The organism is Bradyrhizobium sp. USDA 3311, assembly GCF_054062495.1.
This window is the reverse complement of record NZ_JBSSFI010000001.1, coordinates 1,768,252-1,787,481: the sequence shown is the minus strand read 5'-3', so window position 1 is coordinate 1,787,481 and position 19,230 is coordinate 1,768,252. Positions and strand designations below refer to the sequence as shown.

The window sequence follows — 19,230 nt, the reverse complement described above, 5'->3', positions numbered from 1 at the left end:
AGACACACTCAGACCATGGCTTGTCCGACCGGGATCAAGCCGACTTCAGCGAACTTGTCGGCGATAATGTCTTTGTCGAAGGGCTTCATGATGTATTCGTTCGCGCCGCCGCTGAGCGCCTGGGCGATATGGGCCACGTTGTTCTCGGTGGTGCAGAACACGACCTTCGGCTGGTCGCCGCCGGGCAGGCGGCGCATGTGGCCCATGAACTCGAAGCCGTCCATCACGGGCATGTTCCAGTCGAGCAGCACCGCATCGGGCAGTTGCCGCTGGCAGATCTCGAGCGCCTTCGAGCCGTCCTCGGCTTCGGTGACCTGGAATTCCAGGCCTTCCAGGATGCGGCGCGCGATCTTGCGCACGACGCTGGAATCATCGACCACCAAACAGGTCTTCATTTTGGTTCTCCGGCTTCGATGTTTCGTTGGTTCACGCAGCCATTTGCACTTTGGTTTCGAGCTCGAGGACGCGATCGACGTCGAGGACGACCATGAGCTGACCGTCGAGGCGGTGGACACCGCCGGCGAGCTTGGCCATGCGGGGGTCGAGGTTGACGGGGTTTTCTTCCTTGCCGTCCTCGGGCAGGCGCAGCACCTCGCCGATCTGGTCGATCAGCAGGCCATAGGATTCGCCGCGCAGGTCGACACCGACCGCCATCGGCACCTTGCCGTCCTCGGGCCTCGGCAGGCCGAGGCGGGCGCGCATGTCGACCACGGTGACGATGCGGCCGCGCAGGTTGAGGACGCCGGCGATCTCGCGGGAGGACAGCGGAACGCGGGTGACGCGCTCGGGCATGAACACGTCCTGGACGCGGGAGATCGGCAGGCCGAACAGCTGGCCGCCGATCATCGCGGTGACGTATTCGACCATGGCGCCTTCGGTGGACTGGGTCTTGTTGGCCATCAGCGTATCTCCTGATCCCGCTTTTTCGTTTTGAGCATGATCTCGTCGGAAAACCGCTTCACACTTTTCCGGATCATGCTCTTACGCCGCTGCCCGGCTCAGCTCGGAGGCGCCGGCGGCGCCCGCGGTCTGCTCCTTCAGCGCCGCGATCAGACCGGGACGGTCGAACTTGGCGACATAGTCGTGGAAGCCGGCCTGACGGCCGCGCTCGATCGCCGCCGGCGACACCAGCGCGGACAGGCCGATGATCGGCATCGCGCCGAGATTGTTGTCGGAGCGGATCACCTCGGCGAACTCGAACCCGTTCATGTCGGGCATCTCGATGTCGGTCAGGACCACGTCGAAGCTCTGGGCGCGCAGCGCGGCCAGGCCCTCCTGCGCGGTCGGCGCGGTGCGGACGCGGTAACCGGCCGCCTTCAGGACGGGGGCCAGCATGTTGCGGAAGAACGCGGAGTCGTCGACCAGCAGCACCGACTGCGAGTGCATCGACGGCTTCATCTCCTTGCGGGTGAACCAGTCGGCGAACGCCATCGGCAGGAAGTGGCCGACGTCGATCACCTCGGTGGCCTGCCCCTTGATCACGGCCGAGCCCAGGATGCCCTGGCTGGAGCCGCCGACCTCGATGTTGAGGCGTTCCTCGACGATGTCGATGATCTCGTCGACGACGAGGCCCATGGAGCGGCCGTCGTCGGCGAACACCAGGATCGGCTGGGCGCCCTGGCTCGCAACGGTGACGCTCTCCATGGCGACGAGCGGCATCAGCTGCTCGCGGTACTGCACCATGTAGCGGCCGTTGCTGAACTCGATCTTGTCGGCGGGGAGCTCCTCCAGGCGCGTAACGAGCCCAAGCGGGACCGCCTTGGGCTGCGACGAGCCGGCGCGGAACACCAGCAGCGAAGTGGTCTGCTCGCCCGATCCGATGTGATGCGCCCCGTTCTCGTCGCCCATGTCATGGGCCGAGGAGCCGGCGGCACCGAGCGCCTTGGCAATGCCGTTGGGGTCGATGATCATGATGACGGCGCCATCGCCCAGAATGGTGTTGCCGGAGAACATGTCGATGTGACGCAGCTTCGTCGACATCGGCTTGACCACGATTTCTTCGGTGTGGAAGACGCCGTCGACGACGATGCCGAAGGTCTGGCTGCCAACCTGCGTCACCACGATAAAACCGTTCTCGGGATCGCTGGCCGCGCCGTCGTCGATCTTGAGCAGCTTCTTCAAATGGATCAGCGGCAGCAACTTGTTGCGCAGACGAAGAACAGCGGTGTCCTTGATGCGCTCGATGCGGTGCTCGCTGTTGGCGCGGGCCCGGACCAGCTCGACGACGGAGAGCTGCGGGATCGCGAAGCGGTCGCCGGCGGCTTCCACGATCAGCGCGGAGACGATGGCCAAGGTCAGCGGGATCTTGATGGTGACGCTTGAGCCCTCGCCGGCCACCGACTTGATGTCGATGGTGCCGCCGATCTGGTCGATATTGGTGCGCACCACGTCCATGCCGACGCCGCGCCCCGACACCGAGGTGATGGCGGCCGCGGTCGAGAAGCCCGGCGCGAAGATGAACTTGTGGATCTGGGCTTCGCTCATCTTCTCGAGCTCGGCCTCGGTGACGAGACCCGAGGAAATGGCCTTGGCCTTGATCCTCTCGGTGTTGAGGCCGCGGCCGTTGTCGGCGATGCAGATGATGATGTGGCCGCCCTCGTGATAGGCGGAGAGGCGGATGGTGCCCTGCTCGCCCTTGCCGGCCGCGAGGCGCTCAGCGGGGGTCTCCAGGCCATGGTCGGCGGAGTTGCGCACCATGTGGGTGAGCGGGTCCTTGATCAGGTCGAGCACCTGACGGTCGAGCTCGGTGTCGGCGCCGTGCATCTCCAGCTCGATCTGCTTGCCGAGTTCGCTCGACAGGTCGCGGACGATGCGGGGCAGCTTCTGCCAGGCATTGCCGATCGGCTGCATGCGCGTCTTCATGACGCCTTCCTGCAGCTCGGCGGTGACGTTGGAGAGGCGCTGCAACGGCACCTTGAACTCGGTGTCCTCGTTGCGGCGGGAGATCTCCAGCAGCTGGTTGCGGGTCAAGACCAGCTCGGAGACCATGGTCATCAGATGCTCCAGCGTATCCACGTTGACGCGGATCGACTGGTTGGCGATGCGGTCGCCCTCGGAGGCGCCCTCGTCGGCCATCGACTTCTTCGGCGCGGCCTTCTCCTTGGCGGCAGGCTTCGCAGCTTCCTTGGCAGCCTCTTTGGCAACAGGGGCCGGAGCCGGCGCGGGCTCAGCCTTGACCTCGGCCTTGGCAACGGGTGCGGGGATTGGGGCTTCGATCGCGGTCTCGCGGAAGGCGCGCTCGAGCTCGTCCAGCGACACCTCGCCCGGGCGCAGCGGGCGCTCCAGGGTCTGATCGATCAGTGAACCCGTGGTCATGTCCTTGGCCGGCGCAGCGGCCGGAGCTTCCGGCACCAGCGGCGGGGCGTCAGCAACAGCAGTAGCGCTGCCAGCCGCCGGCATCGGCTGCGCCGAGCCTGACGCGATCGGCGAAGCCGACGCTGACATTGCCGCCATGCCCTGCTCGACCATCGCTTCCAGCTTGTCGATGAGATCGCGGTCGGTGCCCTCCGGCTCGGCTTCGGTCGCCTCGAGGCCGGCGAGGATCTCCTTGATGCGGTCGATCGAGGACAGGATCACCGTCACCGCCTGCCCCGTCACCGGCATGCCGTCACGGAACTTGCCCATCAGCGTCTCGCCGGCATGCGCCAGCGCTTCCAGTCGCGGCAACCCGAGGAAGCCGCACGTCCCCTTGATGGTGTGGACCAGGCGGAAGATGTTATCCAGGATCTTGGCGTTGTTCGGCTCCTGCTCGAACTTCACCAGCTGATTGTCGACGGTGTCCAGGCTCTCGCTGGTCTCCGTCAAGAACTCCCGCAACAGATCATCCATGAGCTACGCCTTATTGAGCTGGACTTCGACGCCTGAGCCACGCTTGGCATCGACGGAGGTCCCCGTCTGGATCGTTAGACATCCCCTTTCACGGTCCCGTTAATTTCATCCTCCGTGCTAATACGGATATTGAAGAGAAGTTTGCGGTTCGGTCACATGCGGCAACGCTTCTCGGTAAAACCGGCACCGAACCGTCGCGAAAAGAAGCGTTAGGTAAACGCGCCGATAACGGCGCGACGACGCGCGCGAAAAAATCCTGGTCGTGAAGGACGATATGCACGGCCCACGTGAAATCGAAGCCGATCGGGAGCGCTCTCGCGACCGTCGCGGCGTGCCCTGCCGGGATCCGCAAGGCCCGCGTTTGTGGTAAACAGACGCTTACCCCGCCGCTACGACGGCCTGCGCTGCGCTAACCCAGGCGCGCGGCCGAGGCAACGTCGTCGGAGCGGTGCTCCGCGAGGCAATCGTTGATGGCGGCGAGCAGAGCGTGCGGCGTGAACGGCTTGCGCAGACAGCGTGCCGCGCCGAGCTCGAGCGCCATCCGGAGGAAATCGGGAGCGGGTGAATTCAGATTTGCGAAAGCGTAGCCGGACATCGCGATCAACGGAATGGTGGGCGCCCGCTCGTGGAACACCCTGATCGATTCGAAGCCGCGCATGTGCGGCATGAAGATGTCGATGATCATCAGATCGAACTGTTCGTGTTCGAGAGCGCGCAGTCCGACCTCTCCTCCTTCGGCAATCGTCACCCGAAAATGGTTTCGCTGAAGATAGACCTCGATGGCCATGCACACCATCGGGTCGTCGTCGACAACGAGAATATGGCGCAGACTTTCTGTCCCCGTTTGAGCTTCCCGTTTCGGCGATTCAATAATTGAACCGTGGGGCACGCCTTTCTCCTCTGGTTGGGATCGAAGAACTGACGGTCGCGAACGTCTTTGGCGAAGCCAGGAGGACGGAAACGACGGACGCGAAATCTGCAGCCATGCGGCGTCATGAATCGGCGCGATGTCCGGTCGCTGTAACCACTCGTCCAATAGACGAGGCTGCGCGGACTGACCGGTGTCCGATCGCCGCGCGGATGCAGTGCTCCCGGCTCATGAAGGCCCCCCTGCCACTTTTTCCTGCGCACCCTCACAGGACTGGCGCGAAGGTTCTCGAGCGAATCAGCGCGCTGTACTTATTTCCGCCGCAAATGCGGCAGCCTGTCTGCCCTCTAACGGGTATATGGACAGCACCACAACCTGTACAATATGCTTTTGTTGCCGTGCAACTGAACGACGCAACAGGGCGCTGCATCGATCTTAGGTCGAACGCGCCGGAATTGATCCTGAATGACCACGAGCGGCTTCCCGCCCAATCAGTTGCTGCAAATGCTCGATGCGGCAGATTTCGACCTGCTGCGCCCCCATCTCGCGACAGTCGAAATGGTCAGGGAATCTGTCTTGGGCGAGGCGGGCGCCGCGTTGCGATACGTCTACTTCCCGCACGGCGGGTCCATTTCGATCACGCTGGGCTTGTCCGAAGGACAAATGATCGAGATCGCAATGCTGGGGCGCGACAGCGTCGTGGGCAGTGGCGCGGCGCTTGCCGACGGCATCGCGCCGGCGGACGCGGTCGTGCTTTTCCCCGGCACGGCTTCCATGCTTGAAATCGCGGCTTTCCGGACGATCGCCGCCGCGAGCGTCCCGTTTCGAAATCTGATGGTGCGTCATGAGCAGGTCCTGCTCGCGCATGCGCAGCAATCGTTGCTCTGCAATACGCTGCACCCAGTCGAGGCCCGGCTGGCGCGCTGGCTCTTGCGCGCCCGCGACCTGTCCGACAGCGCGATCCTTCCGCTGACACAGGAGACGCTGGCACAGATGATGGGCGTGCGGCGCAACGCCATTTCTCTCGTCGCGCATGCACTGCAACGGGCCGGCATTATTCGCTACACCCGCGGGCAGATCGAAATCATCGACCTGCGCGCGCTGGAGACAACGTCCTGCGACTGCCATTCGGCGGTCAAGGCCACCCATTCACGCCTGCTCGGAGCGCCGCGGTGACGAGAAGTCGATGCGACCGTTCTGCATGCCGAGGTGCACACAGCGCCGCGAAGGTGACCGTCGCACTCGGACAACTTGTCCCAATTGCCTATATATCCCGACGGGAACATGATGGAGCTTGCCCGTGCCGGGATCCGCAAATTCGCTCTCGCAAGTCCCTGCCTGACGAGACGGGAGGCAGTTTTGGAAACGATGGTGCGTCCGTCCAACGGTTTCCTGTCCGCGCTCACGGCGGACGATTATGAGCTGATCCGCCCATATCTGCGCATGGTCGAGCTGCCGCACGAGGCCGTGCTGGTCGAGACCGGCGAGACGCTCAAGCGCGCGTTCTTTCCCCACCGCGGCGTCATCTCGCTGGTGGTGAACCTCGCCAAGGGCGAGCATGTGCAGGTCGCCATGATCGGCCGCGACAGCCTGCTCGGCACGCTCTCGACCATGGGCGATACTTGCGCGCTGAACACGGCAATCGTGCTGGTTCCCGGCGTCGCGTCGGTGATGGATCTCGACCGGCTGCGCATCGCGGCCGACCAGAGCGGCACCCTGCGGACGTTGCTCACGCGCCACGGGTTGGCGGTCTACGCTCAGGTCCAGCAGACCGCGGGCTGCAACGCCGCCCATCCGGTGGAATCGCGGCTGTCGCGCTGCCTGTTGCACACCCATGATCTGTCGGGCGACTACCGGCTGCTGCTGACCCAGGAGGCCATGGCGCAGATGATCGGCGCGCGGCGCAACAGTGTGTCGTTGGTCGCCAATACCTTGCAGCAGGCCAATTTCATCCACTACAGCCGCGGGCACATCCAGATCCTGAACCTGGACGGCCTGCGCCAGACCGCGTGCGAATGCTACGCAACGGTGAAAGCCCAGTACGACCGGCTGCTCGGCCAGCGCTGACCGGCGCCGTCGCGTGGTAAACCTGCGGCTAACGCCGGCCTGCAAACACCTGCCGTCCCGCTACCGGAACTGAAATTCAAATGCCGTAGACACGGGCCGGACCTCGCGACGGACGCGCCGCGCGACAAACGGACCGTGACCAAGGCAGGCAAAGCCATGTTTGAAATGACCGTTGCGCCTGCGCAGGCAGCGCTCGATGCCGAGCCCGCGCGCGAGCCGGGCGCGTATGCGGCGCTGGTGCGCGAGATCGGCGAGGACGGTGCCGGCGAAGTGCGCGCCGTGTTCTGGAGCGAGACCTGCGCGCGCCTGCAACTGTTCCGCACGCTCGCGCTCGCGCAGCACCACGCGAAGATCGCGCGCGAAGCGCATTCGCTGAAGAGCGCGGCCGGGACGTTCGGCTATGCCAGGCTCGCGGCGCTGGCGCTGCGGCTGGAGAAGACCGCGGAGACGCTCGGTGAGGCCGAATTCAGTGATCTGCTGGAGCGCATGGATGCCGCCTACGCCGCCGCGCGCGCGCAGGAGCCGCAGGCATAGCGAGACCGATGCAACCCCGCCGTACTTCTACGGTTTGGGATTTTCACAGATGGCTAATCATAGGTGGCGATAGTCGCGGGAAACCAGGAGGGTTTCCATGTTCACCTACGAGACAGTGGACCAGAAGGAGGTCCGTCGCTTCCGTATCGCGCAGTTCAACGGCCGGATGGCGACGGTGAAGGCTGGCGAGTCGACGGTGACCGGCTTCGTGCGCTCGGTGCTGGAGCAGGAATCGAGCACCCCTCCCCGCTGGACCATCACGATCATTCCGAACGCGCCGAAGGAAGAGATCAAGCCGCTGCGCCCCAGCTCGCGCGCGCGCGCCTTCTCCGAAGACTATTTCTGAACGCGATCGGCTTCTCCCGCCCCCGCGCCGCCACCGGCGGCGCAAGACAAGAACCTCAATCGATTGAATGCAGCAGCGCCGCGCGGACGAGGTCCGCGGTATTGCGCGCACCGAGCTTGCGCATCGCCTCGGCGCGATGGCTCTCAAACGTGCGCGGACTGATCTGCATCCGAAGCGCACCCTGCTTGTTCGAATAGCCCTCACTGATCAGCCGGAGCACCTCGCGCTCGCGCTTGGTCAGCCGCTTCTGGCCCGACAGGCCCAGGAGTTCGGGACTCGGCACGCGCTGCGGCTGCGGCGCACGGGCGATCTTCGCTTCGGCGTCCTCGATCCGGGGCGGGATCGGCGAGTCAACCTTGTGGGGGCCGGCAAGCTGCTTGACCAGGCCGCAAACGCGCTCGGTCTGCGTCAGCGCATTCTCCACCACCCGCTGCAAATAGGCACGGTCGCCCGTAGCCGGCGCGAGCTGATCGCTGTGATGCTTGATCTCGCCCATGTAGAGCAGGAGCGCAGTCAGGGGGCCGTTGAGCTCGCGGGCGATGGCAGCGGCCATTTCGTCTGCGGCCTTGGCGCGAGCGGCGTTCAGGCGGACGAAATCGAGCTCTTCAGCCGGAGCAGTGCTGCTTTCGTACCATTCCGACGGCCGCGAATCGGTAGCCGTATCGTTCTGTGACCCCATGTGACCTGTTTAGCGGAACCCGGGCCGATCTGTGGTTAACTTTTTGCTCCGTAAGACTACGGTAATTTTGGCAGTTTTGCGCTAAAATACCGGCGTCGGCACAATTTATGCTTGCGCGAAGCTTGCCTTGACCATGCAAGGGTTGAGAATTTCGCCCACTTCCTGGGCAGACGGGCCGAAGCCTCCTTAACCGCCGTCGCCCGGACGGTCCTCCGCCGCCCCCGGATTTTACGGATAAATTAACGGCGACTTGCTTCTCTAGAGCCCGATTGAGAGCGCGCAAATGCCTCCATGCATTGAGCCCGTAGGCTTGCTGGAATCGTTGCGGAAGATTGCGTGCCATGAACGAGATCGATCGGCTGACCGAATTCTTGCAGAGGCTGACGCCGCTGTCGCGCAGCTGTCTGCTCAGCGAGCTCGAACGGCTCGAGCTGTGCGGCATCGACATGCCGGGCTCGGCCGACGTCCAGGCCCGCCTGCGCGCCGAGTTTCGCAAGGACGGTTCGACCCAGGCGCGCGCCACCAGCCCCTCGCGTTATTTCTTCGCCCCGCTCGAGCTGCTGCTGATCGACGGCGCACCCGAGCATGCCAATATGGGGCGAATTTCGCGCAACACCCTCACCCCGATCTGGGAGTGGATCTGCCGCGATCTGCTGCCGACCATGGCGCGCGACTACATCAAGGCGATCAACGACCAGGTCGCCGCCAACAACCCGAAGGAAGTGCTGAAGGTCGCGTCGATCTTCCAAACCAAGGTCGTCAAGGTCCTCGAGAACACCCTCGCATCAGCGGAGAGCGCCGAGTTCGCCCGCGGCAAGCTCGCGCAATACACGGCTTCGCGCAACGCCTTCGACGACGTGAAGAAGATGCAGCAGGTGCTGCGCGCCGGCGCCGCGCTGCCGAAGTTCGACGAAAAGCTGCCCGAGAAGATCGCGAAATTCGACGACGGCCAGGTTGCCCAGATTACCGCGCAGCTCGATGCCTTCAAGAAGGCTCACCCCGAGGCGCTGCCCTTCGCGCTGGCGCTGGTGGCGCGGCGGCTGAAGACGTCCTGGCAATTGGTGCGCCTTGCCACCAAGGCCGCCGCGAGCAAGAGCGCGGCCGACGTCGCTGCCGCGCCCTATGCCTGCGTCGTTGCCATGGTGCTCGACCGGCTCGACGACAAGCGCCTCGCGCTCAGGATCGCTCTCCGGCACAACCGGGTGCTGGTCGCCCGCGACCTGCTCGCCGAAATCTACGACACCGAATATGCGCTCAAGGTCCGCATCGACGGCATCGAACATTGCGAATGGGGCGTCCGCCTCCAGCAATTGATGGACGCGATCGCGGCGCTGGTGGCCGCCGAGGTAAGCCGCTTCCCGGCCAATGTCGGACACATTCTCGGCTCGCGCCGGCTACGCAGTCACGATACGCTCGGCGGCAAGCTGTCCTACCTGGCGTGGAAGGGACGCGATGCCGTGCAGGACGGCGCGGCGGCGTTTCGCAAATTGATCGGGCAGACCTGACCTCCGGCAGCGCACTCAATGCGCGCGCGGCAGGCACAGGAAGCGATCGAGAAATCGCCCTGACAGCACGAACCTGAACCACCAATACAATATCCGCCGCGTCGTCATTGCTGCGATCCTCGACAGCCCACCACCGGCTGCCTGAAGCAATAGCGCAGGTGCAGCAAACCGCATGTGATCTGCTTCACACTTGCGCGGTCGCGGCCACGCATTGTCGCAGAACCGTCACGAGAAGAGGCGGAACATGCGCGCATCGCGCGAAAATGAGTTCTTCGGCCGTAGCTGCCGCTCTTATCCTCCGATGCACGGCATGAGCATTGGGAAGGAATCCGCGATGAGATCGAACCGACGGACATTGACGATGGCGGCCCTGCTTACGGGCGCGCTGGCGCTCACATCGACGACGATGGCACAGACGTCGCCGCCGCAAGGCAATGGCGCGCCGACCGCCGACAACGCGGTGCTGCTCACCGTCTTCTTCAAGCACGACCAGTCCCGCCCGCTCAACGAGCTGAATGCGCAGCTCGATAGGCAGGGATTCCACAAAGCGTTTCCGCCGCCCGGAATCGAGGTCGTGAGCTGGTACGTGATGATGGGCATCGGCCAGGTGATCACGCTGCGCCTGCCGGCTTCGCGGCTGCGCGAGGTCAATCGCGTCATCGAGGATACCGCGTGGGGCTCGTACCGCACCGAGTTCTATCCGACCTATGACTACAAGGCGGTCGGCATGGCCCAGCACGACAAAGCCACAGCCAATTGAGGCGAGCGTTATTCAATTGGGCGACACGCGAACGGCTTCGTCCAATTGCAGGACACCGGTCTTGATCTCGCCGCGGCCGCATCTTTCAAAAATCTCTCGCGATGACCGTGTCATGCGCCCGTCACGCACGGTCAGACGTAAAGATTCTTCGAAGAAGATCCGAACAATTTTAGGAATGATGAGGGCTTTAACGTTACCCAGATAATCCGACGATCGACTGAAGCCCTCCATATTTGAAACTGCTCCCATCGCTAACACCGTCGCGGAACGGGAGTGGTTTGCGATGAACGATCAAATTGTAGAACTCGCCGGCGGAAGGCCCAGAACCTTCGGACGGCGAAAGGTAACGCCGCGCGCTTGCGTCGCCGACGGCAAGCGCCATCTGCGTGCTTTCCTCGCCGAGGTGCTGGAGGATCTCGGCTTCGTCACGACCGAATGCGCCAGCGCGGAGGAGCTGCAAACCGTACTGACGCGCGAGCTGCCGGATCTGATCCTGCTCGGAATCGCCGCCGACGGCATCGAGCCCGGGACATTTCTGCAGACGCTGGTTCGCGAGGCATTCGACGGCAAGGTTCTCGCCGTCGGCGCCCGCGAGTCGATCATCGTCAGGGCCGTGCAGCAGGTCGGCGAGGAATATGGCCTTGCGATGCTGCCGCCGCTGACCACGCCCTTTGCCGCCGAGACGCTGCGCGAGCGCGTCGCGATGCTGCTGCCGGAGGAGCCGGCGCCGAGCCCGGCCGTGCATGTCGGCGAGGCCCTGCATGCCGGCTGGCTCGAGCTCTGGTATCAGCCCAAGATCGACGCGAGGACGCTGATCCGCAACGGCGCCGAGGCACTGGTGCGGATCCGCCACCCGACCTGGGGCGTGGTGCCGCCCGCCTATTTCATCCCCGAGGCGCACGATCCGCATCTGCGCGACCTGTCCGAATTCGTGATCGGGCGCGCCGTGCAGGACTGGCACTATCTGCTGGAGCACCAGAGCCCGGTCGATCTCTCGATCAACCTGCCGGCCTCGTATCTGAAGGAGCCGCAGGCCGTGCGCGATCTCTGCCGGCGCGTGCCGACGCATCCGGCCTTCGGCGGACTGACGATCGAGATCGACAGCGAGGAGGCGATCCGCGACCTCGATCACCTCGCCGAGGTGGCGCGCGAAGTGCGCCTGCACAATATCGGCCTGTCGATCGACAATCTCGGCGCCAACTGGCCGTCGCTGATGGACCGGGACAGGCTCCCCTTCATCAAGCTGAAGGCCGACCGGCACTTCGTCACCGGCAGCGGCAATGACCGCCTCAAGCGCACGGTGTGCCGCCACATCGTCGAGCTTGCGCAGGGCTACGGTGCGTGCGCGATCGCCGAAGGCGTCGAGAGCCGCGCCGACCTCGTCGCCGCGAACGAGCTCGGCTTCGACTTCGTGCAAGGCTTTCTGTTCGGCAAGCCGATGCCGCTGAAGAAGTTTGCCCGTTCGACGCTGACGAAGACGGTGATGGAGTGAGCGCGTTCGCGCCCGTGCATTGTCAATTGCTTCGAAGCGCTTCCGGCGTGCCACGCGCGGGCGTCGTGATCCCGCGCGCGTTCGCCGTGATGCAAGGCAATTCGGAGAACTACGCTGTTGCCGCGCGAACATCCGTCGGCTGCGGCAATGGGCTGGCGTCAGGCAAACCGCCGCGCGAAGAAGACGCAGACGACGACGAGCGCGGTCGCGGCGATCATGCTCCATGCGACCGGCTCATGCAGCAGGAAGCCGGCAAGCGCGAGACCGAAGAACGGCTGGAGCTGCTGCAACTGACCGACGCGCGCGATGCCGCCGATCGCAAGGCCGCGGTACCAGAAGATGAAGCCGACGAACATGCTGAAGATCGAGACGTAGGCGAGCCCGATCCAGGCCGGCGCACCGACGCCGCTCCATGTCGACGGCCAGGTCAGGATCGCGACCGGCACCATCAGCGGCACCGCAAGCAGCAGCGCCCAGGAGATCACCTGCCAGCCGCCGAGGCGGCGCGACAAAGCGGCGCCTTCGGCATAGCCGAGCCCGCACAGCACGATCGCGGCGACCATCAGCAGATCGCCGGCGAGTGACGCCGAGCCGTCGTTGGAGAGAGCAAAGCCGCCCACCGTGGCGCTGCCGAGGATCGCGAACAGCCAGAACAGCGGTCTTGGCCGCTCGCCGCCGCGCAGCACGGCGAAGATCGCGGTCGAGAGCGGCAAGAGGCCGATGAACACGATCGAATGCGCGGAGGTGATGTGCTGGAGCGCAAGCGCCGTCAGCAGGGGGAAGCCGACCACCACGCCGATCGAGACGATGGCGAGCGAGGCGAGATCCTTTCGCTGCGGCGGCGCCTGACGGAGCAGGCCGAGCACGGCCGCGCCTATCAGCGCGGCGATGACCGCGCGCGCCGACGTCAGGAACAGCGCGGAGAAGCCGCCGACCGCCACGCGCGTCGCCGGCAGCGAGCCGCTGAAGATGATGACGCCGAGAAGCCCGTTGCCCCAGCCGCTGCCCGCCGATTGCATGTCCGCCTCGTCTTCTTGGGCGGCGATACTTGGCCTTCACCGGTGGCAAGAACAGCCACAATCCAGTACAATCCGGCCAAACTGTATGGGTATGGAAGGCAGTACACCTTGGACAGCAGGGCGCTGACGAAAGGCCGGGGCGGCACCCGGACCGTTGATGTGATGAGCGCGATCCGCGCCAAGGTCGCGGGCCGCGCGCTCGGTGCCGGCGACCGCCTGCCGTCGATCCGCAGCCTTGCCGCGACGATGGGCGTTTCGCCCTCCACCGTCGTCGAGGCCTATGATCGCCTTGCCGCCGAAGGCCTGATCCGCCCCCGTCGTGGCTCCGGTTTCTACGTCTCGCCGACCGTCACGCCGCCCCTTGCGTTGACCGAGGTCGAGCCGCGCCGCGACCGGGAGGTCGATCCGTTCTGGGTTTCGCGGCAATCGCTCGATGCCGACGAAAGCGTGCTCAAACCCGGCTGCGGCTGGCTGCCGCCGGAGTGGATGCCGGAAGAGGCCCTGCGCCGCGCCGCTCGCGCGCTCGCCCGCACTGATGCGAGCGTATTGACCAATTACGGTTCGACATCCGGCTCCCTCGCCCTGCGCCGGCTGCTGCTGACGCGGCTCGCGGAAGACGCAATCGAGGCTTCGGCCGGCCAGTTGATGCTGACGGGTTCAGGCACGCAGGCAACCGACTTGATCTGCCGCTTCCTGCTGCGTCCCGGCGACACTGTGTTGGTGGACGATCCGTGCTACTTCAATTTTCGCGCGCTGCTGCGAGCGCATCAGGCCAGGATCGTCAGCGTGCCCTACACGCCGTCGGGTCCGGATGTCGCGCGCTTCGAGCAGATTCTCGCCGGCGAGCGGCCACGGCTCTACATCACCAATTCAGCGCTGCACAATCCGACCGGCGCGACGCTCTCGCTCCAGACCGCGCACCGGCTGTTGACCGCGTCCGCGGCGCACGACCTCACCATCGTCGAGGACGACATTTTTGGCGACTTCGAGCCGGAGCGCTCGCCGCGCCTGGCCGCACTCGACGGCCTCAATCGCGTGATCCGCATCGGCAGCTTCTCCAAGACGCTGTCGGCCTCGGTGCGCTGCGGCTACATCGCAGGGCGCGCCGACTGGATCGAGCATCTCGTCGATCTCCAGGTCGCAACCAGTTTTGGCGGCCCGAGCCCGGTCGCGACCGACATCATCGCCAGGGTGTTGGCCGGCGGCAGCTATCGCAAGCACATGGACGAGCTCAGGCAAAGGCTCACGCGCGCCCGGCGCGAGGTGGCACGCAAGCTCCAGGCGCTCGGCATCGAGCCCTGGCTGATGCCGCGCGGCGGCTTCTTCCTCTGGTGCCGTCTCCCGGATGGACAGGATGCCATCGCCGTTGCGCGCGCCGCGCTCGAAGAGGATGTCGTGCTCGCACCGGGCAACGTCTTCAGCGTGTCGCAGACGGCATCGCGCTTCATGCGGTTCAACGTGGCGCAGATGAGCGATCCGCGGATGTGGGACGTGATGCGACGAGCGTTGAAGGCCAAATGATCGGCGCCTAGGACGCTGGTTTGAGGTCGAGTCGAGTTCGGCCAACAGCGGTGCTCTCTCCGTTCCCTCCGTCGGGGCAGCAGACGAGTCTCATCTCATCGGGTCTTAGTACAACGGCTCCTCGTACACCGGCTCGCCGTCGAGCAGCAGGCGCTTGATCGCGGCGCGGCCTGAGGGCAGCACGGCGGCGACGACCCGCAGCTTCTGCTGGTTGCGGGCCTGCTCGAGCTTCTTGCCCTCGCCTTCGGGCACGAAATAACTTTCGAGACCGTATTTGATTGTGAGCTTGTCGCAGAAGGTGCGGCCGGGCGAACCGCAGGAATAGGGGACACGGCCGCGGATCAGCACTTCGGCCGCCGTGACCGCGACAGGCTCGGCGTGAACCGAGACGGCCTCGTAAAGCCCGTTGGCATTGGGCGCGAGCTTGACGAACACAACGGAATTGCGCTCGGCCGCCGGCTTGCCGGCAAGCGCGCCGGCCGGCAGTTGCGAGATGTCGTAGCGGAGCACGACATAGTCGCCGCGCAAGAGATCGCGGGGATCGACTGGCTGCGTCTGCAAGGTCACCTCACGGCCTTCGCGCAGGATCTGCATGCGATCGGCGACCATCAGGACCAGCAGCACGCATTGGACCAGGACGGCGACACCGAATAGCACAGCTTTCGGGATGCGCTGCCAGAGCCTGATGACGGAAGCGACCAGTTCCATCATCGCCCCGCCCTCGGCAGTGCGCGATTGAGCGCGGTTGCAAATGCGACGGCAACGACGCCGGCCGCCGCAAGGAAGGCCGAGCGGCGCAGCAGCGAGCCCTTCACCGCCCAGGTGATGCCGGCGATGACGCCGGCGATCCCGAGCCAGCCGGCCACGATCCGCGGACGCACATCATCGAGCATGCCGGAGACGACGAGGCTGAGCATGGCGCAGAGCAGCGCAGCGTAGGCGAACCAGGGCTCTCCGGCGGTGGATACCGGCCACAGCGGAGCTGCGAGCAGGGCGAGCCCGATTGAACATCCTGCAAGGATTTCACCTGCGCGCTTGGTGATCCCGGCGGACGCGAGAGCGAGGATCACACCCGCAGCCCCGCACAGGATCGCCCAAAGCGGCTGGGCTGGCGCACTGCCGGTCCGAAAGCGAATGATATCGTCGACCGTCGTCACCTCCAGGAACGCGACCACGGCCAGCGAAAACGCCCCGTAAATCGATAGAACGGTCCCGAGACGAAGCGCTCTCGGCGACGGCGCTGCGGCGATCGCGAGCCCGGCGCCGAACAGCAAGGCGGCGCCGTTCGCGAGCACGAATGACGGCTGAGCACCATCGAATTCGAAGCGAAGCGACGTCGCGATCCACCACGGCAGCACCGCGATCGCGACGAGGTGGGCCGCGACGCGGGAATTCCACGCAAACGCAAGAGCGGCGGCGAGGAGCCACACCGCCACGAACGGAAGATGCAGCGCGTCCGGCGCGTCGTAAGTCCGCATGCAGGTCCAGATGCAGGCGGCCACGAGGGCGACCGCAAGCGCGCCGCGCGATTCGGTCAGCAGCGCCGCTGCGAACGCGCCGATCGACCACAGCAGCATGCCGCCGGCAAAATCCTCGCCGAGATGGTACATCTGACCGACCAGGGCAATACCCGCGCCGAAGATGACCGCGCCGATGCTCGCGCAGAGATCGGCAAGAATCGTGCGCCCCTTCGCCGCGAACCACGCCCCAAGGCCCCCTGCGACGACCATGCCGGCAAGCAGGATTCCGAACCGCAGCAGCCGCGCGATCTCCGTCCAGTGCGCCGCGACGAAGGCGAGGAAAGCTGCTGCGATCAACAGGCCGCCAACGATGCCGACGACCACCGCGATGTTGACGCCGGGCGACAACGGCGGCAGCGCATTGCGGATCGAGACGGCGGCCGCTGGCGCGATCACGCCGTCCGCTTCCCATTGCGCCAGATCAGCTTCGAGGCGCTGCCGGTAGGTTTTGTCGAACATCGTCGTGAATCACCTCGCTCCCAGCCGGCCGGCGGGCTGCTGTTGGTCGGGCCGCGACGGTAGCAGGTTCAACCCGTCACTGCTGCGGTTGCGGCACATCGGGTTGTGGATTGCTGCGCAGTCAGCCGACAAGGCTCCGTTCGCGGATCGCCTGCGCACCCGCGAGAATGCCGCGCTGGAGCGCGCGTGCGGCCGGCGACAGATCGCGGCCGATGCGCCAGGAAGCTGCCCTCGCGGACGGTGCTGACAAACGGTCCCATAGCCTGAAGGCGATCTATCTTTTCATATTCTGCAAAAGAGATGCTCGGACTGCGCCAATGGTTTGAAGAGACTCAAGGCTGTAGCCTTCGGTCAACATGGCCGTAAACGGCCACGCTGCAACGGGGGGACTGCATCCATGGAATTCTTGGCGCAGCAGCGCGGCTATCATCAGACCTCGCGACAGGTGATCAACGACGCGGTCGAGCAGACCGGCGCGCGCAGCGGCCTGAGCGGTCGCCCCGTCGGGACGGTGAGGAGAGCGCTCCTGTGTCTCGTCGCCGCGACGACGCTGGCGCTCCAGGCCGGCGCCGCGGGGGCCCAGACGGCCGCGGAATCCTGGCCGAACCGCGCGATCACCTGGGTGGTGCCGTTCGGGGCTGGCGGCGTCACCGACCTCGTCTCGCGCAAGATCGCGGAGCTGCTGCGGACGCGGCTTGGGCAGCCGGTGGTGGTGGAGAACCGACCCGGCGCTGGCGGGACCATCGGGACAGAGTTCGTTGCCCGGGCCCAACCCGACGGCTACACCGTGCTCTACGCCTCCGGCGGGCCTATGACGATCCAGCCAAACCTGGGGCTGGCGAAGCTCAACTACGACCCGCTCAAGAGCTATATCCATGTCCGCCGGCGTGAGCTCGGCAAACCAGATCCTCGTCGCAACCTCGGCAGCGCCCTACAGCACGCTGGCTGAGTTCGTCGCCTACGCGAAGACCAACCCGGGCAAGGTCAACTTCGGCTCCCCCGGCCCCGGCACCGCCCAGCACCTCGCCGGCGAGATGTTCCAGGCGGCCGCCGGCATCAAGCTGACCCATGTGCCCTACAAGTCGGGCTCGAGCCAGATGACCGACATGATGTCGGGCATCCTGGACGTCTCCTTCGACTACCTCACCGTGCTCAGGCCGCTGATCGACACCGGCAAGGTCAAGGTGCTCGGCACCACCGGCACGGCGCGGCTGGCCGCGTTGCCCGACGCGCCGACGGTGCTCGAGGCCGGCTACCCGGACGCCGTCAGTGTCGGTTCGACCTGGGTCTCGGTCCCGGCCGGGACCGACCCGAGAATCGTGGGCAAGCTCTCTGAGGCGCTGGCCGCGGTGCTCGCCGACCCCGGCATCGTCGCGGACCTCGCCACCAACGGCCAAGTGTCGATTGCCGACAAGGGGTCGGCCGAGATGGGACCGTTCATCGTCGAGGAGACCGCACGCTACAAGCGGGTGATCGAGAGCGCGGGCATCGCCGCGCATTAGCTCAGGCGCACGGTTGCCGGCATCGCACACTCGAGGGAGCGGCCGTCGGCGTGGCGCCGACCGATCGTGATGCCAGTTCTAGTTCGCCTTGATGCCGGCTTCGCTGATGAGCTTGCCCCATTTCGCGCTTTCGCTTTGAATGAAGCGACCGAACTGCTCCGGCGACATTGGCGCGGGCTCTGCGCCGAGGGTCCTGATCTTCTCGGCCACGGACGGGTCCTTCAGGGCTTTCGTGAAAGCCTCGTTCAGCCTGGCGACGATGTCGGCGGACGTGCCGGCCGGCGCAACCAGCCCGAACCAGCCGACGGATTCGAAACCCGCAATGCCGCTCTCGGCCAGAGTCGGCACATCCGGCAGGGATGCAAGGCGGCGCGCTGAGGAAACGCCGATCGCGTTGAGCTTGCCTTCGAGGATCAGTTGCTTCGATGCGGGAATATCCAGCACAGCAAAGGGGACATGTCCTGCGAGGACGTCGACCGTCGCGGGCGCGGTCCCGCGATACGGGACCAGCTCCATGGCGATCCCGGTCCTCTGCGTAAACAGCGCGGCCGTCAGATGCATGGCCGTCGAATTGCCGCCATGTCCGATCGACAGCGCACCCGGCTTTGCCTTGGCGAGCGCGACCGTCTCCGCCGTCGTGTGCGCAGGTATGTTCGCGGAGGCGACGAGCACGAAGGGAATTTCCGCAAGCAGCGTGATCGGCGCGAGATCTTTCAGCTCGAACGGCATCGACGAATTGAGATGCGGGTTCACCGTCAGCGCGCCCGCCGGCGCGACGCCGAGCGTGTAGCCGTCGGGCTTGGCCTGCGCGACCGCGGCCATGCCGATGTTGCCTCCAGCGCCTGCGCGGTTCTCGATCACCAGGCTCTGCTTGAGCTCGGCGGTGACGAGCGGCTCGAGCGCACGGATCACGGTGTCGGCGCTGCCGCCGGGCGGGAAGGTCACGATGATCTTGATCAATTGCTCCGGATAGGCGGCTTTGCCCGCCGTCAGCGGCAGCACGGCGAAAGTCGCGACCGTCAGCACGGCCAGAATGCGGCGCCTTGCAACGTGAAACACGTTCCCCTCCTCGGTACGTTCTTGCTTGTGAACCACGACCGGGCCGCCTGCGCCGCCAGACCGTCCGCTTC

The 19,230-nt window shown here is 65.4% G+C and carries 20 protein-coding genes; 10 read left to right on the top strand and 10 right to left on the bottom strand.

What is annotated here, in order from left to right:
* Window positions 1-8 precede the first annotated feature (8 nt).
* The 4 genes from ACVWW6_RS08485 to ACVWW6_RS08470 all read right to left on the bottom strand — a co-directional run bounded on the left by ACVWW6_RS08485 (window position 9) and on the right by ACVWW6_RS08470 (window position 4,717).
* Window positions 9-395 (bottom strand): response regulator, encoded by a 387-nt coding sequence (locus ACVWW6_RS08485; RefSeq protein WP_028143851.1) that lies wholly within the window; start codon window positions 393-395, stop codon window positions 9-11.
* A gap of 31 nt (window positions 396-426) precedes the next feature.
* Entirely contained in the window at window positions 427-900 is a 474-nt protein-coding gene (locus ACVWW6_RS08480; protein ID WP_011083224.1) for a chemotaxis protein CheW, read from the bottom strand.
* 81 nt (window positions 901-981) lie between these two features.
* Complete coding sequence (locus ACVWW6_RS08475) at window positions 982-3,828, bottom strand: hybrid sensor histidine kinase/response regulator (RefSeq protein WP_456680514.1); 2,847 nt, start codon at window positions 3,826-3,828, stop codon at window positions 982-984.
* A 409-nt stretch (window positions 3,829-4,237) separates the two neighbouring features.
* Window positions 4,238-4,717, bottom strand: coding sequence for a response regulator (locus ACVWW6_RS08470; protein WP_456683137.1), 480 nt, complete (start codon window positions 4,715-4,717; stop codon window positions 4,238-4,240).
* A gap of 444 nt (window positions 4,718-5,161) precedes the next feature.
* Here ACVWW6_RS08470 and ACVWW6_RS08465 point away from each other — a divergent pair, with 444 nt between their 5' ends.
* The 4 genes from ACVWW6_RS08465 to ACVWW6_RS08450 all read left to right on the top strand — a co-directional run bounded on the left by ACVWW6_RS08465 (window position 5,162) and on the right by ACVWW6_RS08450 (window position 7,643).
* Window positions 5,162-5,872: a Crp/Fnr family transcriptional regulator gene (locus tag ACVWW6_RS08465; RefSeq protein ID WP_211434417.1), complete on the top strand. Its 711-nt coding sequence runs from the start codon at window positions 5,162-5,164 to the stop codon at window positions 5,870-5,872.
* 192 nt (window positions 5,873-6,064) lie between these two features.
* Complete coding sequence (locus ACVWW6_RS08460) at window positions 6,065-6,763, top strand: Crp/Fnr family transcriptional regulator (protein WP_456683136.1); 699 nt, start codon at window positions 6,065-6,067, stop codon at window positions 6,761-6,763.
* 156 nt (window positions 6,764-6,919) lie between these two features.
* Window positions 6,920-7,297 carry an Hpt domain-containing protein gene (locus tag ACVWW6_RS08455; RefSeq protein ID WP_456680513.1) on the top strand — a complete coding sequence of 126 codons (378 nt, stop codon included), beginning with the start codon at window positions 6,920-6,922 and terminating at the stop codon, window positions 7,295-7,297.
* 97 nt (window positions 7,298-7,394) lie between these two features.
* Window positions 7,395-7,643 (top strand): hypothetical protein, encoded by a 249-nt coding sequence (locus ACVWW6_RS08450; RefSeq protein ID WP_060909763.1) that lies wholly within the window; start codon window positions 7,395-7,397, stop codon window positions 7,641-7,643.
* Window positions 7,644-7,698: 55 nt separating this feature from the next.
* Here the strand turns inward: ACVWW6_RS08450 and ACVWW6_RS08445 are convergent, their stop codons facing one another.
* A complete protein-coding gene (locus ACVWW6_RS08445; protein ID WP_456680512.1) occupies window positions 7,699-8,322 on the bottom strand; it encodes a LuxR C-terminal-related transcriptional regulator in 624 nt (207 codons plus the stop codon).
* Between the two features lie 341 nt (window positions 8,323-8,663).
* On the opposite strand from ACVWW6_RS08445, the gene ACVWW6_RS08440 reads away from it, so the two are divergent.
* A complete protein-coding gene (locus ACVWW6_RS08440) occupies window positions 8,664-9,827 on the top strand; it encodes a hypothetical protein (protein ID WP_456680511.1) in 1,164 nt (387 codons plus the stop codon).
* A gap of 334 nt (window positions 9,828-10,161) precedes the next feature.
* The gene (locus ACVWW6_RS08435) at window positions 10,162-10,587 is read left to right on the top strand and encodes a hypothetical protein (RefSeq protein WP_456680510.1); all 426 of its coding nucleotides are present in this window, start codon (window positions 10,162-10,164) and stop codon (window positions 10,585-10,587) included.
* 12 nt (window positions 10,588-10,599) lie between these two features.
* Here the strand turns inward: ACVWW6_RS08435 and ACVWW6_RS08430 are convergent, their stop codons facing one another.
* Entirely contained in the window at window positions 10,600-10,818 is a 219-nt protein-coding gene (locus ACVWW6_RS08430) for a hypothetical protein (RefSeq protein ID WP_131234228.1), read from the bottom strand.
* 52 nt (window positions 10,819-10,870) lie between these two features.
* Here ACVWW6_RS08430 and ACVWW6_RS08425 point away from each other — a divergent pair, with 52 nt between their 5' ends.
* Entirely contained in the window at window positions 10,871-12,079 is a 1,209-nt protein-coding gene (locus tag ACVWW6_RS08425; protein ID WP_028174835.1) for an EAL domain-containing response regulator, read from the top strand.
* 158 nt (window positions 12,080-12,237) lie between these two features.
* On the opposite strand, the gene ACVWW6_RS08420 is transcribed toward ACVWW6_RS08425, so the two are convergent.
* Entirely contained in the window at window positions 12,238-13,098 is an 861-nt protein-coding gene (locus ACVWW6_RS08420; protein WP_456680509.1) for a DMT family transporter, read from the bottom strand.
* A 162-nt stretch (window positions 13,099-13,260) separates the two neighbouring features.
* Here ACVWW6_RS08420 and ACVWW6_RS08415 point away from each other — a divergent pair, with 162 nt between their 5' ends.
* Window positions 13,261-14,619: an aminotransferase-like domain-containing protein gene (locus tag ACVWW6_RS08415; protein ID WP_456680508.1), complete on the top strand. Its 1,359-nt coding sequence runs from the start codon at window positions 13,261-13,263 to the stop codon at window positions 14,617-14,619.
* Window positions 14,620-14,724: 105 nt separating this feature from the next.
* Here ACVWW6_RS08415 and ACVWW6_RS08410 read toward each other — a convergent pair whose 3' ends face one another.
* Both ACVWW6_RS08410 and ACVWW6_RS08405 read right to left on the bottom strand, forming a co-directional pair.
* Window positions 14,725-15,330 carry a GDYXXLXY domain-containing protein gene (locus ACVWW6_RS08410; RefSeq protein ID WP_028174838.1) on the bottom strand — a complete coding sequence of 202 codons (606 nt, stop codon included), beginning with the start codon at window positions 15,328-15,330 and terminating at the stop codon, window positions 14,725-14,727.
* Window positions 15,327-16,598 (bottom strand): DUF2157 domain-containing protein, encoded by a 1,272-nt coding sequence (locus ACVWW6_RS08405; RefSeq protein WP_456680507.1) that lies wholly within the window; start codon window positions 16,596-16,598, stop codon window positions 15,327-15,329. Before ACVWW6_RS08405 ends, ACVWW6_RS08410 begins: the two co-directional genes overlap by 4 nt.
* A gap of 397 nt (window positions 16,599-16,995) precedes the next feature.
* Here ACVWW6_RS08405 and ACVWW6_RS08400 point away from each other — a divergent pair, with 397 nt between their 5' ends.
* Together ACVWW6_RS08400 and ACVWW6_RS08395 are read left to right on the top strand one after the other, a co-directional pair.
* The gene (locus ACVWW6_RS08400) at window positions 16,996-17,547 is read left to right on the top strand and encodes a Bug family tripartite tricarboxylate transporter substrate binding protein (RefSeq protein WP_456680506.1); all 552 of its coding nucleotides are present in this window, start codon (window positions 16,996-16,998) and stop codon (window positions 17,545-17,547) included.
* Complete coding sequence (locus tag ACVWW6_RS08395; RefSeq protein ID WP_456680505.1) at window positions 17,474-18,100, top strand: Bug family tripartite tricarboxylate transporter substrate binding protein; 627 nt, start codon at window positions 17,474-17,476, stop codon at window positions 18,098-18,100. Before ACVWW6_RS08400 ends, ACVWW6_RS08395 begins: the two co-directional genes overlap by 74 nt.
* Before the next feature lie 78 nt (window positions 18,101-18,178).
* Here ACVWW6_RS08395 and ACVWW6_RS08390 read toward each other — a convergent pair whose 3' ends face one another.
* On the bottom strand, window positions 18,179-19,159 hold the full coding sequence (locus tag ACVWW6_RS08390) for a Bug family tripartite tricarboxylate transporter substrate binding protein (RefSeq protein ID WP_028174841.1): 981 nt from the start codon (window positions 19,157-19,159) through the stop codon (window positions 18,179-18,181).
* Window positions 19,160-19,230 lie beyond the last annotated feature (71 nt).

Bases quoted from the DNA above. Each gene is read 5' to 3' on its own strand.
- ACVWW6_RS08455 (WP_456680513.1), top strand. From the start codon at position 6,920: ATGTTTGAAATGACCGTTGCGCCTGCGCAGGCAGCGCTCGATGCCGAG.
- ACVWW6_RS08405 (WP_456680507.1), bottom strand. From the start codon at position 16,598: ATGTTCGACAAAACCTACCGGCAGCGCCTCGAAGCTGATCTGGCGCAA.
- ACVWW6_RS08435 (WP_456680510.1), top strand. From the start codon at position 10,162: ATGAGATCGAACCGACGGACATTGACGATGGCGGCCCTGCTTACGGGC.
- ACVWW6_RS08395 (WP_456680505.1), top strand. From the start codon at position 17,474: ATGTCCGCCGGCGTGAGCTCGGCAAACCAGATCCTCGTCGCAACCTCG.
- ACVWW6_RS08460 (WP_456683136.1), top strand. From the start codon at position 6,065: ATGGTGCGTCCGTCCAACGGTTTCCTGTCCGCGCTCACGGCGGACGAT.
- ACVWW6_RS08485 (WP_028143851.1), bottom strand. From the start codon at position 395: ATGAAGACCTGTTTGGTGGTCGATGATTCCAGCGTCGTGCGCAAGATC.
- ACVWW6_RS08445 (WP_456680512.1), bottom strand. From the start codon at position 8,322: ATGGGGTCACAGAACGATACGGCTACCGATTCGCGGCCGTCGGAATGG.
- ACVWW6_RS08425 (WP_028174835.1), top strand. From the start codon at position 10,871: ATGAACGATCAAATTGTAGAACTCGCCGGCGGAAGGCCCAGAACCTTC.
- ACVWW6_RS08475 (WP_456680514.1), bottom strand. From the start codon at position 3,828: ATGGATGATCTGTTGCGGGAGTTCTTGACGGAGACCAGCGAGAGCCTG.
- ACVWW6_RS08400 (WP_456680506.1), top strand. From the start codon at position 16,996: ATGGAATTCTTGGCGCAGCAGCGCGGCTATCATCAGACCTCGCGACAG.
- ACVWW6_RS08420 (WP_456680509.1), bottom strand. From the start codon at position 13,098: ATGCAATCGGCGGGCAGCGGCTGGGGCAACGGGCTTCTCGGCGTCATC.
- ACVWW6_RS08410 (WP_028174838.1), bottom strand. From the start codon at position 15,330: ATGATGGAACTGGTCGCTTCCGTCATCAGGCTCTGGCAGCGCATCCCG.
- ACVWW6_RS08430 (WP_131234228.1), bottom strand. From the start codon at position 10,818: ATGGAGGGCTTCAGTCGATCGTCGGATTATCTGGGTAACGTTAAAGCC.
- ACVWW6_RS08415 (WP_456680508.1), top strand. From the start codon at position 13,261: ATGAGCGCGATCCGCGCCAAGGTCGCGGGCCGCGCGCTCGGTGCCGGC.
- ACVWW6_RS08480 (WP_011083224.1), bottom strand. From the start codon at position 900: ATGGCCAACAAGACCCAGTCCACCGAAGGCGCCATGGTCGAATACGTC.
- ACVWW6_RS08465 (WP_211434417.1), top strand. From the start codon at position 5,162: ATGACCACGAGCGGCTTCCCGCCCAATCAGTTGCTGCAAATGCTCGAT.
- ACVWW6_RS08450 (WP_060909763.1), top strand. From the start codon at position 7,395: ATGTTCACCTACGAGACAGTGGACCAGAAGGAGGTCCGTCGCTTCCGT.
- ACVWW6_RS08440 (WP_456680511.1), top strand. From the start codon at position 8,664: ATGAACGAGATCGATCGGCTGACCGAATTCTTGCAGAGGCTGACGCCG.